At 68.5% G+C, this 15,981-nt stretch carries 14 protein-coding genes; 10 read left to right on the top strand and 4 right to left on the bottom strand.

Features of this window, described 5'->3' with window-relative positions:
* Positions 1-6: 6 nt before the first annotated feature.
* Both L1081_RS03085 and L1081_RS03080 read left to right on the top strand, forming a co-directional pair.
* Positions 7-1,323: a sulfatase-like hydrolase/transferase gene (locus L1081_RS03085; protein ID WP_489415142.1), complete on the top strand. Its 1,317-nt coding sequence runs from the start codon at positions 7-9 to the stop codon at positions 1,321-1,323.
* 129 nt (positions 1,324-1,452) lie between these two features.
* The gene (locus L1081_RS03080; protein ID WP_489415141.1) at positions 1,453-2,280 is read left to right on the top strand and encodes an HDOD domain-containing protein; all 828 of its coding nucleotides are present in this window, start codon (positions 1,453-1,455) and stop codon (positions 2,278-2,280) included.
* Here L1081_RS03080 and L1081_RS03075 read toward each other — a convergent pair whose 3' ends face one another.
* Positions 2,281-2,442 (bottom strand): hypothetical protein, encoded by a 162-nt coding sequence (locus L1081_RS03075; RefSeq protein ID WP_489415140.1) that lies wholly within the window; start codon positions 2,440-2,442, stop codon positions 2,281-2,283. It abuts the gene before it with no gap.
* On the opposite strand from L1081_RS03075, the gene L1081_RS03070 reads away from it, so the two are divergent.
* Together L1081_RS03070 and L1081_RS03065 are read left to right on the top strand one after the other, a co-directional pair.
* Positions 2,434-3,042 (top strand): helix-turn-helix transcriptional regulator, encoded by a 609-nt coding sequence (locus tag L1081_RS03070; protein ID WP_489415139.1) that lies wholly within the window; start codon positions 2,434-2,436, stop codon positions 3,040-3,042. The genes L1081_RS03075 and L1081_RS03070 overlap by 9 nt on opposite strands.
* A gap of 15 nt (positions 3,043-3,057) precedes the next feature.
* Positions 3,058-3,894 carry an SIP domain-containing protein gene (locus L1081_RS03065; protein ID WP_489415138.1) on the top strand — a complete coding sequence of 279 codons (837 nt, stop codon included), beginning with the start codon at positions 3,058-3,060 and terminating at the stop codon, positions 3,892-3,894.
* A 128-nt stretch (positions 3,895-4,022) separates the two neighbouring features.
* Here the strand turns inward: L1081_RS03065 and L1081_RS03060 are convergent, their stop codons facing one another.
* The gene (locus L1081_RS03060; protein WP_489415137.1) at positions 4,023-5,000 is read right to left on the bottom strand and encodes a CorA family divalent cation transporter; all 978 of its coding nucleotides are present in this window, start codon (positions 4,998-5,000) and stop codon (positions 4,023-4,025) included.
* A 36-nt stretch (positions 5,001-5,036) separates the two neighbouring features.
* Complete coding sequence (locus L1081_RS03055; RefSeq protein WP_489415136.1) at positions 5,037-5,663, bottom strand: hypothetical protein; 627 nt, start codon at positions 5,661-5,663, stop codon at positions 5,037-5,039.
* Between the two features lie 118 nt (positions 5,664-5,781).
* On the opposite strand from L1081_RS03055, the gene mutS reads away from it, so the two are divergent.
* Genes mutS through L1081_RS03035 form a run of 4 tightly spaced genes read left to right on the top strand, consistent with a single transcriptional unit; the run spans position 5,782 to position 10,887 of the window.
* Positions 5,782-8,439 carry a DNA mismatch repair protein MutS gene (mutS, locus tag L1081_RS03050; RefSeq protein WP_489415135.1) on the top strand — a complete coding sequence of 886 codons (2,658 nt, stop codon included), beginning with the start codon at positions 5,782-5,784 and terminating at the stop codon, positions 8,437-8,439.
* Positions 8,440-8,466: 27 nt separating this feature from the next.
* The gene (locus L1081_RS03045; RefSeq protein WP_012748685.1) at positions 8,467-9,306 is read left to right on the top strand and encodes a proteasome-type protease; all 840 of its coding nucleotides are present in this window, start codon (positions 8,467-8,469) and stop codon (positions 9,304-9,306) included.
* A gap of 14 nt (positions 9,307-9,320) precedes the next feature.
* On the top strand, positions 9,321-10,130 hold the full coding sequence (locus tag L1081_RS03040; protein WP_489415134.1) for an alpha/beta fold hydrolase: 810 nt from the start codon (positions 9,321-9,323) through the stop codon (positions 10,128-10,130).
* A 49-nt stretch (positions 10,131-10,179) separates the two neighbouring features.
* Positions 10,180-10,887 (top strand): response regulator, encoded by a 708-nt coding sequence (locus L1081_RS03035; RefSeq protein WP_489415133.1) that lies wholly within the window; start codon positions 10,180-10,182, stop codon positions 10,885-10,887.
* Positions 10,888-10,921: 34 nt separating this feature from the next.
* On the opposite strand, the gene L1081_RS03030 is transcribed toward L1081_RS03035, so the two are convergent.
* Entirely contained in the window at positions 10,922-12,466 is a 1,545-nt protein-coding gene (locus tag L1081_RS03030) for a YadA-like family protein (protein WP_489415132.1), read from the bottom strand.
* Positions 12,467-13,208: 742 nt separating this feature from the next.
* On the opposite strand from L1081_RS03030, the gene L1081_RS03025 reads away from it, so the two are divergent.
* Positions 13,209-15,113 (top strand): ATP-binding protein, encoded by a 1,905-nt coding sequence (locus L1081_RS03025; protein ID WP_489415131.1) that lies wholly within the window; start codon positions 13,209-13,211, stop codon positions 15,111-15,113.
* A gap of 187 nt (positions 15,114-15,300) precedes the next feature.
* Positions 15,301-15,978, top strand: a complete 678-nt coding sequence (locus tag L1081_RS03020) for a response regulator (RefSeq protein ID WP_489415130.1) — start codon at positions 15,301-15,303, stop codon at positions 15,976-15,978.
* The last annotated feature ends 3 nt before the right edge of the window (positions 15,979-15,981 follow it).

Genomic DNA, 15,981 nt, shown 5'->3' with positions numbered 1-15,981 from the left:
AAAGACATGACCCGACCCAACATCATCTTCATCGTGGCCGACGACCTCGGCTATGCCGACCTCGGCTGCTATGGCGGCCGCGATGCCGCGTTCGGCCCCGTGTCGCCCGTGCTCGACGGCCTGGCGGCCAATGGGCTGAAGCTCACGCAGGGCTACTCGAACTCGCCCGTGTGTTCGCCCACGCGCTTCGCGATGATCACCGCGCGCTACCAGTACCGCCTGCGCGGCGCGGCCGAGGAGCCCATCAACAGCAAGAGCCGCGGCAGCACCACGCTCGGCCTGCCGACCGACCATCCCACGCTGCCTTCGCTGCTGAAGGCCGGCGGCTACCAGACCGCGCTCATCGGCAAGTGGCACCTGGGCTACCCGCCCACCTTCGGGCCGCTGCGCTCGGGCTACGACGAGTTCTTCGGACCGATGTCGGGCGGCGTCGACTACTTCACGCACTGCGACTCCACTGGCCGCCACGACCTGTGGTTCGGCGAGGAAGACAAGAAGGAAGAGGGCTACCTCACCGACATCCTTTCGAAGCGCGCCGTCGACTACGTGGAGCGCATGTCGAAGCAGCACGCGCCCTTCTTCCTGAGCCTGCACTACACCGCGCCGCACTGGCCCTGGGAAACGCGCGACGACGCCGAGAAGGCGCCGCTCGTGAAAGACAACCTGTTCGACCTGGCCGGCGGCAACATCCATGTGTACCGCCGCATGATCCACCACATGGACGAAGGCATCGGCTGGATCATGGCCGCGCTCGAGAAGCACGGGATGGCCGACAACACGCTGGTGGTGTTCACCAGCGACAACGGCGGCGAGCGCTTTTCGGACAACTGGCCGCTGGTCGGCGGCAAGATGGACCTGACCGAAGGCGGCATCCGCGTGCCATGGATCGCGCACTGGCCCGCGGTGATTGCCAAGGGCGGCGAGAGCCGGCAGCTGTGCATGACCATGGACTGGTCCGCCACCATGCTCGACGCGGCCGGCGTCAAGGCCGATGCGGACTACCCGCTCGACGGCGTGTCGCTGATGCCGGTGCTGAAGGACGCGAAGCACAGCTTCCGCCGCCCGCTGCACTGGCGCATGAACCACCGCGGCCAGCAGGCCATGCGCGACGGCGACTGGAAGTACCTGAAGGTCGATGGCAACGAATACCTGTTCAACATTCCGGCCGACGAGCGCGAGCGGGCGAACCTGGGCAAGAAGGAGCCGCAGCGGCTCGCGGCCATGCGGGAAGACTGGCTGGCCTGGAACGCCACGATGCCCGCGATTCCGGAGGATGCGACAGTGAGCCTGGGGTACTCGGCCAAGGACATGCCGCAGCGCTGAGGGCGCCCGGGTGTTGCTGGAAGTCTGCAGCCGGGCCATGGGAACCGGCCCGATTCCGAAGACATCAACATGTAACACTAAGGTTGCAGGACAATCCCGGGCAGCAAAAAACTACAGCCCGAGATCGCCATGACCCTGGACGAACTGTTTACCGACAGCCACTTGCTCCCTACGGTGCCCAAGGTGGTGTTCGATCTCATCGAGCTCCTTCGCAATGAGGACGCCGCGGTTTCCGTGGTGGCACGCAAGATCGAGCTCGACCAGGTGCTGACGGCCCGGGTGCTGCGCATGGCCAACTCGCCGTATTTCGGGCTGCGCCGCAAGATCCTGTCGATCCAGGACGCGATCCAGCTGCTGGGCTTTTCCTCGATCCGCTCCCTGGTGGTGAGCTCCGGCCTCACGGGCACCTTCCGCAAGGTCGAGGGCGTGCACCTGCCGGCCTTCTGGTCGCACAGCCTGCGCGTGGCCGCCGTGGCCCGCTACCTCGCGGGCAAGACGCGCCGCGTGGACCAGAGCCTGGCCTTCACGGTCGGCAGCATGCACGCCATCGGCCACCTGATCATGGCCGGCGCCATGAAGCAGCCGATGGCCGAGCTCAACGCCGTGCATCCCTTCGACCGCATGGGACGGCTCGAGGTGGAGCGGCAGAAGTTCGGCTTCCATTACGGCCAGGTCGGCGCGCGGCTGGCTGCCCGCTGGGAATTCGCGCCCGAGTTCGTCAGCGCGCTGTCCTGGTTCGCCAACCCGATGGAGGCCGAGCAGGTCGATCCGCTCGCCAGCGTGCTGCACCTGGCGGTCTGGCGCGTCGCGCTGGAGCGCGAAGGGCTGCGCATCGGCGACGCGCAACACGTATGGCCAGCCCAGCCTGCCGACGCGATCGGCATTTCCGAGGACGCGATGCAGGAAATGCCCGCGCCCCGCGAGCTGGCGTCCGACCTGGAATCGATGATCGCCTGATCACCGGACGGGCGCCGCCCGCCCGTTTGCCTGGGCCTCCGCCCAATCCGCCTGACCCGCCTGTAGATGCGCCGCAGTGACGCGCAGGCAGAGTTGTTTGACTTTTTTAGATATATCGAAAATAATTTCGATATAAATCGAGAGGACATCGACATGCGGCATTTCCATTTCGGCCACCACCATCATCACCACTGCCACTCTCCGCGCGGCGAACACGAAGACGGCTTCTCGGGCGGCCGCGGACGCCACGGCGGCGACGAGCGCATGCACGGAGGCCGCGGCGGACGTGGCGGCAGCCGGGTGTTCGGCCATGGCGGGCTGCGCTTCGTGCTGCTGCAGCTCATCGCCGACAAGCCTGCCCACGGCTACGAACTCATCAAAGCCATCGAAGACCGCCTGGGCGGCAGCTATGCGCCGAGCCCCGGCGTGGTCTACCCCACCCTCACGCTGCTCGAGGAGATGGGCTACCTGAGCGTGGAAACGGCCGACACCGGCGGGCGCAAGCGCTACAGCATCACCGCGAGCGGCCGGGATTTCCTGGCCGCCAACCGCGACACGGCCGACGCCATGATGGCCCGCATGAACGGCGGCGTCGACGGCGCCGGTCCGCGCGGCGGCCGCCCGCCGCAGGTCACGCGCGCCATCGAGAACCTCAAGCTCGCGATGCGCATGCGCCTCTCGGGCGCCCCCCTCACCGAACAACAAGCCCACGATTTCGCCGCGGTGCTCGACAGCGCCGCTCAACAGTTAGAGCGCATCTGAACTTCTTCTTTTGAAATGACCGACTTCACAACCACTTCTGCTTCCGTCACGCCCGACCGCACGCCGCGCCGCGTGCGCCACGAGCTTCGCTTTCGCCGGCTCACGGTCAAGACCGTGCAGCGCGTGACACCGCACTTGATCCGCATCACGCTCACGGGCGACGACCTCGCGGGCTTCACGAGCCCGGGCTTCGACGACCACGCAAAGATCTTTTTCCCCGATGCGGCGACCGGCCAGCTCACGCTGCCGACCGTGGGGCCCGACGGCCCGGTGTGGCCCGCGAGCGGCCGGCCCACCATGCGCGACTACACGCCGCGCCGTTACGACGCCAGCGCCAACACGCTGGAGCTCGACTTCGCGCTGCACGACGCCGGCCCCGCCACGCAATGGGCCGAGCAGGCCAAGCCCGGGGACGTGCTCGGCGTGGGCGGCCCGCGCGGCTCGTTCATCGTGCCGACGGCGTTCGACTGGCACCTGCTGATCGGCGACGACACGGCCCTGCCCGCCATTGCGCGGCGCCTGGCCGAGTTGCCGGCCGGTGCGCAGGTGGTGGTGCTGGCCGAGGTCGACAGCGAAGCCGACCAGGTTCCGTTCGACACGCAGGCGCAGCTCACGCTGAAGTGGGTGCACCGCAACGGCGTCGAACCGGGCCTGAGCCCGGTGCTGCTCGATGCGCTCAAGGCCATGAAGCTGCCGGCCGGCGACTTCCACGCGTGGGTGGGTTGCGAATCGGCGATTGCGAAGGCCTTGCGCGCGCACCTCGTGGGCGAACGCGCCAACCCCAAGTGGATTCGCGCCTCGGGCTACTGGCGGCGCGGCGCGGCCGCCACGCACGATACGCACGACGAGTAAGCCCCTTGGCGTATGGCTCCTTCCCCTCCCGGGGGAAGGTCGGGATGGGGGCACGCGGCGCTTGCAAGGCCGCCGATACTTGATACGCCGCCTGCCCCCACCCCTGCCCTCCCCCGGAAAAGAAAAGCTCAGAGCCAGCCCGCGCGCCTGAACCGGTAGTAGAGATAGCTGCAGGTGGCCGCAATCAGCCCCAGCGCCACCGCGTATCCGTAGCGGAATTTCAGCTCCGGCATGTGCTCGAAGTTCATGCCCCAGATGCCCGCGAACGCGGTGCACACCGCAAAGATGCTGGCCCAGGCCGCCAGCCGCTTGGTGACTTCGCTCTCCTCGATGGTGACCATCGAGAGATTCACCGAAATGGCCGTGCCGATGGTGTCGCGCATCGCGTCGATCGAGCCGTTGATGCGGCCCAGGTGGTCGGCCACGTCGCGAAAGTACTCCTGCGAGGTCACGCAGATCTGCGGCACCCGCCCGCCGTGCAGCTTGCCCGCCGCCTCGACCAGCGGCGCCACGGCGCGCTTGAGGATCATGCTGCGCCGCTTCAGGTCGTACAGCTGCTTGATCTTGTCGCGCGCCGCGCCGCCCTGCGCGAAGATCTGCTGCTCGATGGATTCGAGTTCCACCTCGAGCGCATCGATGACGGGAAAGTAGCGGTCGACCACCGCATCCATCAGCGCATACAGCACAAAGCCCGCGCCGTTGCGCAGCAGCTCGGGCTCGCGTTCGCAGCGCTCGCGCACGCCCAGGAAGCCCTGCTGGCTGCGGTTGCGCACCGAGAGCACGTAGTTGCGGCCGACGAACACGTCGACCTCGCCCACGTTCACGCAATGCTCGCCTTCGGGGGACGGCTCGACGAGATGCATCACCACGAAGAGCGAATCGCCGTATTCCTCGACCTTGGGACGCTGGTGGCCGTGATGGGCGTCTTCCACCGCCAGCGGGTGCAGGTTGAATTCGTCCTGCATCTGGCCCAGCTCCTGCGGCGTGGCGTCGCTCAGCGCCACCCAGACAAAGCAGCCGGGCCGGGAGATGTACTCGCTGATGTCCTCGACCGGAATGTCGGCGAGCTTGGCGCCGTTTTCGTAGGCCACGCAGTTGATCAGCATCGGTACTTGTCCATGGTCGGTCTTGAAGGAAGCGGGTCAGGCCACCGCATCCGGATTCGAAGCGGCGGCCAGCTGGCCGGTGGCCGCCAGCGCGGCCTCGATGGCCTCGGTCTCGCTCCTGAGCAGGGCGAGACCCTTTTCGGCGAGTGCAGCGTGGCTTGCCATGTCGGCCCACAGGCTCGCGGCGGCTTCGGCGCATGTCAATGATGTGAAGCGGATGCGGCCCTTCGCCAGGTCGGCGAAGCGTTTCTCGCGCAGGGGGTCCGCCCGGTCCCAGGCACCGCCGATAAGCACCCGTCGGCCGCGTTTGACGCGGGGTTCGCGCTCGGCAAAGAAAGGCAGCTTGGCGGACACCCAGCCCGGCAACCCGGAGTCCAGCGCGGTGTCGAAGGCAGTGGGGGCGGTGTGCGACTTGGCAAATTCGCGCAAGGTGCCGAGCCTGTAGAGCACCGCGTCTTTCGGCCCGGCTGCTGCGCCGCTCTCCACGGGCTTGATGATGGACGCGCCATTGGCTGCTCGCCCGTCGGGCCGTTTCGATTTGCGCAGGTCGGCCAGTTGGGCCGGCGGCATGCAGAGGTACAGCGCGGCGAGTTCTGCGGGCAAGGTGGCGGTGTCGGGCAGCGCGTCCGCTTCGGGGCCTTTGAATTCATCCGGGTGGACCATGGGCACCTTGTTTCTTCACGCGGGGTTCGCGCCGGCGGATTTTAAAGGTGAGCTGCCGGCCCGGCCGAGCCGTTCGCCGTCCGCCGTCCGCCGTCCGCCGTCCCCGATAATCGTCCGAGTGAAAACGACGACTGCGCAAACCTCCCCCTCGACCAGCGACTTCTCCGGGCATACGCCCATGATGGCGCAGTACCTGGGCCTCAAGGCCAACCATCCGGACACCCTGCTGTTCTACCGGATGGGCGATTTCTACGAGCTGTTCTGGGGCGATGCCGAAAAGGCCGCGCGCCTGCTCGACATCACGCTCACCCAGCGCGGCCAGTCGGCTGGCCAGCCCGTGGTGATGTGCGGCGTGCCCTTCCATGCGGTCGACACCTATCTTGCGCGGCTCATCAAGCTGGGCGAATCGGTGGCCATCTGCGAGCAGGTGGGCGAGGTCGGCGCCAGCAAGGGGCCGGTCGAGCGCAAGGTGGTGCGGGTGGTCACGCCCGGCACGCTGACCGATTCGGAACTGCTCAACGACAAGAGCGAATCGCTGCTGCTCGCGGTGCATGCGGGCACCCGCAACTTTTGCGGCCTGGCCTGGCTCAGCGTGACCGGCGCCGAACTGCGGCTGGCCGAATGCCCGGCCGATGCGCTCGAAGCCTGGATCGCGCGCATCGCGCCGAGCGAGCTGCTCTACAGCGCCGAGGTGACCCCGGCCTTCGAGCAGCGCCTGAAGGCCGCGCGTTCGGCCACGCCCTTCACGCTCTCGATCCGGCCCGCATGGCAGTTCGACGGCGGCCTGGGCGAGCGCAAGCTCAGCGAGCAGATGGGCAGCAACAGCCTCGCGGCCTGGAATGCCGAGTCGCTCGCCAACGCGCATGCCGCCGCAGCCGCGCTGCTGGGCTATGCCGAGCACACGCAGGGCCGCGCGCTGTCGCACGTGCAGCGCCTGTCGGTGGAGCGCGACGGCGACCTGGTCGAGCTGCCGCCCACCACGCGGCGCAACCTCGAACTGGTGCAGACGCTGCGCGGCGAAGACTCGCCCACCCTGTTCTCGTTGCTGGACACCTGCATGACGGGCATGGGCAGCCGCCTCGTGAAGCGCTGGCTGCTCTCGCCGCGGCGCGACCGCAGCGAGGCGCAGGCCCGGCTCGAAGCCATTGCCGCGCTCCAGTCCACGGTGCTGGGTGGGACGGCCGCGCCCTGGCGCACCTTGCGCGAGCAGCTCAAGAACACCAGCGACGTGGAACGCATCGCGGCGCGCATCGCACTCAGGCAGGTGCGTCCGCGCGAACTGCTCGCGCTGCGACTCGCGCTCGCGAAGGCCGGGCAGCTGGCACCGGCGCTTCCGGCATCCGGCGAGCTGCTGGGCCGCATCATCGAACGGCTCGCGCCGCCGCCGGGCTGCGCCGACCTGCTGGCGAGCGCGATCAAGCCCGACCCTTCGGCACTGGTGCGCGACGGCGGCGTGATCGCCACCGGCCATGACGCCGAGCTCGACGAGCTGCGCGCCATCAGCGAGAACTGCGACGATTTTTTGCTGAAGCTCGAAGTCAGCGAACGCGAGCGCACCGGCATCAGCAACCTGCGGGTCCAGTTCAACCGCGTGCACGGCTTCTACATCGAGGTGACGCAAAGCGCGCTCTCCAAGGTGCCCGACAACTACCGCCGCCGCCAGACGCTGAAGAATGCCGAGCGCTTCATCACGCCCGAACTCAAGGCCTTCGAGGACAAGGCACTGAGCGCGCAGGACCGTGCCCTCGCCCGCGAGAAGTGGCTCTACGAGCAGTTGCTCGACGCGCTGCAGCCCTCGGTGCCCGCACTCACGCAGCTGGCCGGCGCCATCGCCACGCTCGATGCGCTGTGCGCACTGGCCGAACGCTCGCACACGCTGCACTGGCGCGCGCCAAGCTTCGTCTCGCATCCCTGCATCGAGATCCAGCAGGGCCGCCATCCGGTGGTGGAGGCGCGGCTGGCCGAAAAATCGTCGGGCGGCTTCATCGCCAACGACACGCAGCTCGGGCCGCAGCAGCGCATGCAGGTGATCACCGGCCCCAACATGGGCGGCAAGTCGACCTACATGCGGCAGGTGGCGATCATCGTGCTGCTGGCGTCCATCGGCTCGCACGTGCCGGCGGCGGCCTGCCGGCTCGGGCCGATCGACGCCATCCACACTCGCATCGGCGCCGCGGACGACCTGGCCAATGCGCAGTCGACCTTCATGCTCGAGATGACCGAGGCCGCGCAGATCCTGCACAGCGCCACCGCCCAGTCGCTGGTGCTGATGGACGAGATCGGCCGTGGCACCAGCACCTTCGACGGCCTGGCGCTGGCCGCGGGCATCGCGGCCCAGCTGCACGACCGCAGCAAGGCCTTCACGCTGTTTGCCACCCATTACTTCGAGCTGACCGAATTCCCGGCCACGCACCACTGCGCCGTGAACATGCACGTGAGCGCCACCGAGGCAGGCCGCGACATCGTGTTCCTGCACGAAATGCAGCCAGGCCCGGCCAGCAAGAGCTACGGCATCCAGGTGGCGCGGCTCGCCGGCATGCCGGCCGCGGTGGTCAACCACGCGCGGCAGGCGCTCGAGGCGCTGGAGTCGCAGCACGCCCAGACGCGCGCCCAGGTCGACCTGTTCGCCCCGCCCCCGGCAGCCGAAACGCCCATGGCCAGCGCCGTAGAATCCGCCCTGGCCGCGCTCGACCCCGATGCGATGACGCCACGGGAGGCGCTCGACGCGCTCTATGCCTTACAAAAACTGAACACGCGCGAACGCGGCGCCGCGTAGCGGGCATCCTTCGTGCGAGATGAAAAAATGACTTATTGCGTAGGCATCAAACTCAACGCCGGCCTGGTGTTTCTCTCCGACTCGCGCACCAACGCGGGCGTGGACCACATCAGCACCTTCCGCAAGATGATCGTCTACGAGCAGCCGGGCGACCGCGTCATGGTGCTGCTGTCCTCGGGCAACCTGAGCATCTCGCAGTCGGTGCGCGAAATCCTGCAGATCGAGGAGCTGCGCGAAACGCGCGAAGACGGCTCGCAGGGCGACCCCATCACCATCTGGAACGCCAAGAGCATGTTCGATGCCGCGCGCGTGCTCGGCTCGGCCGTGCGCCATGTGTACGACCGCGACGCCGAGGCGCTCAAGCATGCGGGGCTGGACTTCAACGTGTCCTTCATCTTCGGCGGCCAGGTCAAGGGCGAAGGCATGCGCCTCTTCCTGGTCTATGCGGCCGGCAACTTCATCGAGGCCACCACCGAGACGCCCTACTTCCAGGTGGGCGAATCGAAGTACGGCAAGCCAGTGCTCGACCGCGTGCTCACGCCCGAGACCCCGCTCGACGAAGCCGCCAAGTGCGCGCTGGTGTCGATGGACTCGACCATGAAGTCGAACCTCTCGGTGGGCCTGCCGCTCGACCTGGTGGTGTACGAGGCCAACAAGCTCGAGACCGACCGCGTGATCTGCATCGACGCCGACAACCCCTACTACCGCATGATGCACAACAGCTGGGGCCAGAAGCTGCGCGAGGTGTTCGACAGCATCGAGGACCCGGTGTGGGACGACTCCGCCACCGAGCATCCGCTGAAGATGCCGGCCACGCGGCACAGCCCGCTGCGCAAGATCTCGACGCCCGACGAAAAGCTGATCTGAAGCCGACCGCGGCCATGCCGATGCCTCCCGTCGTGTTCTCGCACGGCAACAGCTTTCCCGCGAGCACCTACCGCGTCGTCCTCGACAGCCTGCGCAGCCGCGGCTTCGAGGTCGACGCCATCGAGAAATTCGGGCACGACCCGAAATACCCCGTCACCGACAACTGGCCGCACCTGGTGCAGCAGCTGTCCGACTTCGCACAACGGCACGCCGACCGCGCCGGCGGCCCGGTGTTCCTGGTCGGCCATTCGCTGGGCGGGATCCTGAGCCTGATGTGCGCGGCGCTGCATCCGGCGCTCGCTTGCGGCGTGGTGCTGCTCGACTCGCCGGTCCTCAGCGGCTGGCGCGCGAACACGCTCAATGTCGTCAAGCGCACACCGCTCATGAAGAGCATGTCGCCCGGCGCCATCAGCCGCAAGCGCAGGAACAGCTGGGCGCACCGCGAAGCGGTGTTCGAGCATTTCCGCAGCAAGAAGGCCTTTGCCAGGTGGGACGAGCAGGTGCTGCACGACTACATCGACCACGGCACCTTCGCCAGCGAAGACACGCGCGAACTGAGTTTCGACCGCGACGTGGAAACGGCCATCTACGACGCCCTGCCCCACAACCTGGGCGCGCTGCTGCGCAGCCATCCGCTCAAGTGCAAGGCGGCCTTCATCGGCGGGCGCCAGTCCGCGGAGATGAAGCAGGTCGGCATGGCAATGACGCAGAAGGTCACCAGGGGGCGCATCGCCATGCTCGACGGCACGCACCTGTTTCCCATGGAAAAGCCGCTGGCCACAGCGGCGGCGGTCGAGGCGGCGCTGCGCAACCTGATGGGCTGAATCAGCAAAACAGCCTGCTGGCCCTGCCTCCGGTCAGAATGCCGATTCCATGTCCATCTCTCCGTCCGAAGCCGTCGAAGCCGTTTCCTTGAATCCCTCGCTGGTAGTGGAGGACGACCCGGCGATGCGCGAACGCCTGGGCCACGTGCTGGCCACGCTCGGCAACGCCGCGCCGCAGATCGCCTGGGCCGACAGCATTGCCGCGGCCAAGGAACTGCTCGGCGCGCAGAGCTTCGGCATCGCGCTGGTCGACATCGGACTGCCGGACGGCAGCGGGGTCGAACTGATCGCCTGGATGCAGGCGCAGCATCCCAAGGTGCCCGCGGTGGTGATCTCGGCCTTCCGGACCGAGGACGTCATCTTCGCGGCGCTGCGTGCCGGCGCCATCGGCTACCTGCTGAAGGACCGCGACGATCTCGAACTGGGCATTGCGCTGCGCAGCATCGAGCAAGGGGGCTCGCCGATCGACCCGGCCATTGCACGCCATATCCTCGGCTGGCTTGCGGCGCAGCGGGCTTCGCCGCCCGCCGTGTCGGTGGCCGATGCGCCCGCGGCACTGCCCGTCGCGCTGACCCCGCGGGAGCGCCGGATCCTCGAACTCGTGGCGCAGGGGCTGAGCAACCGCGACATGGCCGAATCACTGTCGATCTCCAGGTTGACCGTGGAATGCCACACCAAGAACATCTACCGCAAGCTGGCCGTCAGCTCCCGCACCGAAGCCGTCTACCAGGCCCGCAGGCACGGCTTGTTGCACTGATGGCCGGTGCACGCGCTCTTCCCTGCGGCACGCCTCACCAGGAGTAGCCGGCCTGCACGCGGGCGGCAATGCGGTTGCTGCTGCCGCTGCTGGTGGCGGTGGAAACCCCCAGCCCCAGGTTCAGGTTGTCGTTGACCTGGTAGCCGAAGGCAAAGCCGATGGCCGCTGCGCCGGCGTAGTTGCCGACGGCGGCACCCATCCACTTCTTGCCCGCCGACAGGGCCGGCATCGACGGCATGGCCAGCGCCGACGCCACGCCCTGCGCGGCAAAGGCGTTCGCCTGGCTGGTCGCGCTGCTCACCGCCTGCTGCAACTGGTTGACGTTGACGGCATCGGTGCCCAGCACGCCGGGCGCGACATTCGCGATGCCGCGCAACTGCCCGGTGGCTGCATTGCCCACCGACACGGTGTTGTCGCGGTCCGCCACCGAACCCTGGCCCAGCGCCACCGCATTGCTGCCCGAGGCCAGCGCGTTGGCGCCCAGCGCCACCGCGTTGTTGCCGGCGGCCACTGCGTTGTTGCCCACGGCTGTGGTGGGATCGGCCAGCGCCCTGGCGCCGGCGCCGATGGCCACCGAGCCGGCATGGCGGGCCTCGGCGCCGCTGCCCACCGCGGTGGTGCCCTCGCCGTCGGCAATGGCATTGGTGCCCATTGCCGTGGCACCCGCACCGGTGGCCTTGCTGCCCGTGCCGCAGGTCACGCTGCCCCCGCTGAAGCTGCACAGGCCGTTGGCAAGGGCCTGGTTCATGACGCTCTGCAGTGCGCTCACCTGCTGCATCGCGAAGCTGTTGGAGGCCGTGACAGCGCCCTGTTCCGCCTGCTGAACCTGCCCGACGTTGGCGGCATCCGTCGCGGCCGTGCCGGCGCGCACGTTGTTGAGCGTGGTTCCCGCGCCGTCGTTGGCGTTCAGGCTGACGCTCGTACCGCCCGGGCCGTACTGGACCGAGTTGTTGGCCACGCCCAGGGCGGTGTTCGCCGTGCCCTGGGCAGCGGCAGCCGCAGTCTGGGCACCGCTGGCTGTGGTCTGTGCAGTGGCCGCATTCGCGAGCGCGGTATTCGCCGTGCCCTGGGCAGCAACGGCCGTAGTCTGGGCGCCGTTGGCTGCGATCTGCGCGGTGCTCGCAGCGCTCTGCGCAGCGACCGCCGCCGTTTGAGCGCCGTTGGCCGTGGCCTGTGCGATGCCAGCGCTGGCAAGCGCGGTGTTCGCCGTGCCTTGGGCCAGCGCCGCATCAGCCTGGGCAAGAACCGCGGTTCCCGTTGCGGCGCTGGCAGTTGCCTGAGCCAAGTCTGCCGCATTTTGTACGCCGTACAGCTGGCTGCCGTTGACGGCGTCGGTGCTCGTGGACGTCACCGATCCGGCGCTGACGTTGACCAGGCCGCGCGTCTGGCCAGTGGACCCGAAGGACACCGTGTTGGCCGCCGTGGCGACGGAGTTCGCGCCAATGGCCACGCCGCCGGTCGCGCCACTCGCGACCCGGCTGCCGGTGCCGATCGCCACGCCGCCCGCGGCCAGCGCAGACGCGCCCGAAGCGCCGTTGCCTGCGCCGCCGATCGCGGTGCTCCCACTCCCGGACGCCACGGCGCCGGCCCTGGTGCCGGAGGCGCTTCCGATGGCGATCGCGGCCTCCCCCGTGGCCTGCGCGCCGTTGCCACCTGCCTGCTGGACGCCCCCGCAGCAGCCCTCACCGCCCGTGCCACCTGCACCGACCGCGATGGCGCCTCCAGCCGACGCCTGGGCGCCGCGCCCTCCGGCACCGCCCGTGCCACCTGCACTACCCTCGCCACCGCCACCTCCGCTGCCAATGGCTGTCGCGCCTGCTGCGGTTGCGCCTGCCCCGGTACCGCCTGCACCCCCTATGCCACTTGCAAGACCTGCCCCACCGCTGCCGCCGCCGCCAATGCCTGTCGCGCCGCCTGCGGTTGCGCGGGCTCCCGCGCCGCCCGCGCCGCCGGTGCCGCCAGCAGCGCCCCCGCCGCCATCACCGCCCGCACCGAGTGCGGCAGCCCCGTCTCCCGAGACAGCGGCCGCAGCGCCGCCGGCCCCTCCGGTACCACCGGAATTCGCCGGACCGATGCCGCCCGCGACACCATCGGCAAACCCCGCCGCGTAAGCGCTTCCCCCGACCAGCAGCGCAACCACCGGCAGATGCCGGAAGGCGCGCGCCAGCCACTCTTTTCTGGTGGATGCCTTGTGCGCACTTCCGCGGACGCCGTGTGCATGGATTCGTGTGGGCATGGACTTCTTTCTTGAAAGCAAATAAAACAAGTAAGACTAAGTGTGTCTTTCCCGTCTCGACCAAGCCATCCCCGAAAGCTGGTAAATGCCATACGAAGAATCTCCCCCGCAGGCTGGCCGCCGACTCGCGCGCCCTGGCCTCGCGGCATGGCTTGCTGCACGGATCGGCGCCTGCTTCCTCTTTCTTGCTCTGCTCATCGCGGCCGGCATGGCGCAGGCGCAGCCCGCCCCTGAATTCCATGTCGAAGCCGTGCGCGGCCCCGGCTGGGACGAGGCCACCCCGCCGGCCGATGGCTGGACGCCCGTCGCCCTGCCTGACAGCTGGGCCGCACGCTGGCCCGGCTTCGACGGCGTGGTCTGGTACCGGCTCACCTGGGACCAGCCCGCCGAGATCACCGAGGTCGGCTTGCTGCTGCACTACCTCAACATGGCCGGCGCGGTGTCGCTCAACGACACCCCGATCTGGCGCGACCAGAGCCTGGTCGAGCCGCTGACCCGCGCCTGGAACAGCCCGCGCTACTGGCTGCTGGCGCCGCCGCTGCTGCAGGCGGGCCGCAACACGCTGCTGGTACGCGTCTCGGGCCTGTCCGCCTACCAGGCCGGCCTCGGCCCGGTCAGCCTCGGCACACCCGCGGCCATGCAGGCGGAATACGGGCAGGAGCGGCTCTTGCGCCGCGATCTACAAATGCTTGGCCTCGCGGTGAGCGCCGCGGTCTCGGCCTTCTTCGCCGCGCTGTGGATATTGCGCCGGCGCGAGGCGGCCTATGGCTGGTTCGCGCTGATGTCGGTGCTGTGGCTCTTGTTCGGCTACAACCAGATCGCGACCAGCCCCTGGCCCTTTGCGAGCAACCACAGCTGGCAGGCGCTGAACACCTCGCTGCTGCTGCTCTTTTGCGTTTCCTACGCCGTGTTCGCGCTGCGCTTCTGCGAGCGGCGCATGCCGCGGCTGGAAGGCCTTGCGCTGCTGGTCGCGGTGGCCGGCGTGCTCGACCTGTGGCTCGCCGGCTCCGCCAACCTCCTCACCCACCGCGCCGTCTGGACGCTGGTGGGCGGCCTCACGATCATTGCGGTGAACGGCGCTGCGCTGATCCATGCCTTGCGCCATCGCCACAGCCCGATGCGCTCGCTCGCGCCCTTCATGGCCCTGTCGGCGGCAACGGGCGCGCACGACCTGCTGGTGTTCACGCAGGTGCTCGACAGCAACATCTACTACACGACGATGTCCTCGTACGGCCTGCTGCTGGGCATGGCGCTGACGCAGGCCGGGCGCTTCGTGCAGAGCCTGAAACGCATCGAGAACTTCAACACCGAGCTGATCGAGGAAGTGAACGCGGCCAAGGCCGAACTGGGCGTCACGCTGGCGCAGCAGCATGCGCTCGAGCTGGCGCATGCGCGCATCGGCGAGCGCGTCAATCTCGCAAGCGACCTGCACGATGGCCTGGGCGGCATGCTGGTCGGCAGCATCGCAACGCTCGAACGCAAACCCGAGAAACTCTCCGCGCCCGAACTGCTCGCCATGCTCAAGCGCCTGCGCGACGACCTGCGGCTGATCATCGAGGCCACCGGCCAGCACGACGGCACGCGGGCCTTCGGCGAACTGCTCGTACCCCTGCGGCACCGCACCTCGCAGCTGCTCGACGCCAACGGCATCGACTGCCGTTGGCACGTGTCGAACATCGAGACGCTCGAGCTCCCTCCCTCGCAGAGCCTGGACCTGCTGCGCTTCCTGCAGGAGGCGCTGACCAACGTGCTCAAGCACAGCGCGAGCCGCCGCGTGGACGTAGCGGTGACGCGCACCGGCGCCGAACTGCAGCTCAGCGTGCGCGACGACGGCCGCGGCTTCGCGGTGGATGGCGCCGACAAGGGCGTCGGCGCGGGCTTGCGCAGCCTGCGCACGCGCGCGCGCCGCCTGGGGGCCGACCTGCAGCTGCAGTCGCGACCCGGCCAGACGCAACTGGCGCTGCGCATGCCGCTGGCAGCGGCGTCCTGAGGGGCCTGCGCGCCCTCCCGCCCGGCCTTCGCCGGAGCGGGTTGCGCCACCCGGGTCGAGCCATCTGTCAAGGCCCTGTTCAAGGCATGGGCAAACCGAGGGACATAAATGTGAATTCCGGCAACATTCGCGCAAAATAAGTCGAAACGTCCCAGTTTCTCGGCCACAGCCTCAGAATGCCGCCCAAATGTTCTCCTCGGAAGCCGTCGAAACCGTTTCGCTGAGTTCGGTGCTCGTGGTCGAAAACGACACGGCGATGCAGGAACGTTTGCGCTACATCCTGCCTACGCTCGGATGCGACGAGCCGCAGATCACCTGGGCCGACGATGTCGAAACGGCCATGCAGCTGCTGGAAAAGCCGAGCTTCGGCGTGGTGCTGGTGGACATCGGCCTGCCTGACGACGAGGCGGTCGAGCTCGTCGAGTGGCTGCAGGCGCAACATCCGCAGGTGCCGGCCGTGGCCATTTCCGCCTCCCGCAACGAAGAAGCTATTTTTTCCGTGCTTCGCGCCGGCGCGGTGGCCTATCTCCTGAAGGAGCGCGACGACCTCGAACTGAGCATCGGCCTGCGCAGCATCGAGCAGGGCGGTGCCACCATCGATCCGGCCATTGCGCGGCGCGTGCTTGCCTGGCATGCGGGGCACGCGGCCGATCCGGGGTCGATGCCCGATGCGACGCTGGCGCCTCAGGAGCGCAAGACGCTCGAACTCGTGGTGCAGGGGCTCGAGCACCGCGACGTTGCCGAAGCGCTGGCCATGCCCCGGCTGGCGGTGGAATGCCGCATCAAGGCCATCTACAGAAAGCTGGCACTCGGCTCGCGCGCCGAGACGGCGCACATGGCCGGCGGGCACGCCCTGCTGCGCTGACGA

Origin of the sequence: Variovorax sp. MSC1_012, from assembly GCF_023667525.1 — a bacterium.
GTDB lineage: Bacteria > Pseudomonadota > Gammaproteobacteria > Burkholderiales > Burkholderiaceae_C > Variovorax > Variovorax beijingensis_B.
This window is presented reverse-complemented; position numbering and strand designations above follow the sequence as displayed.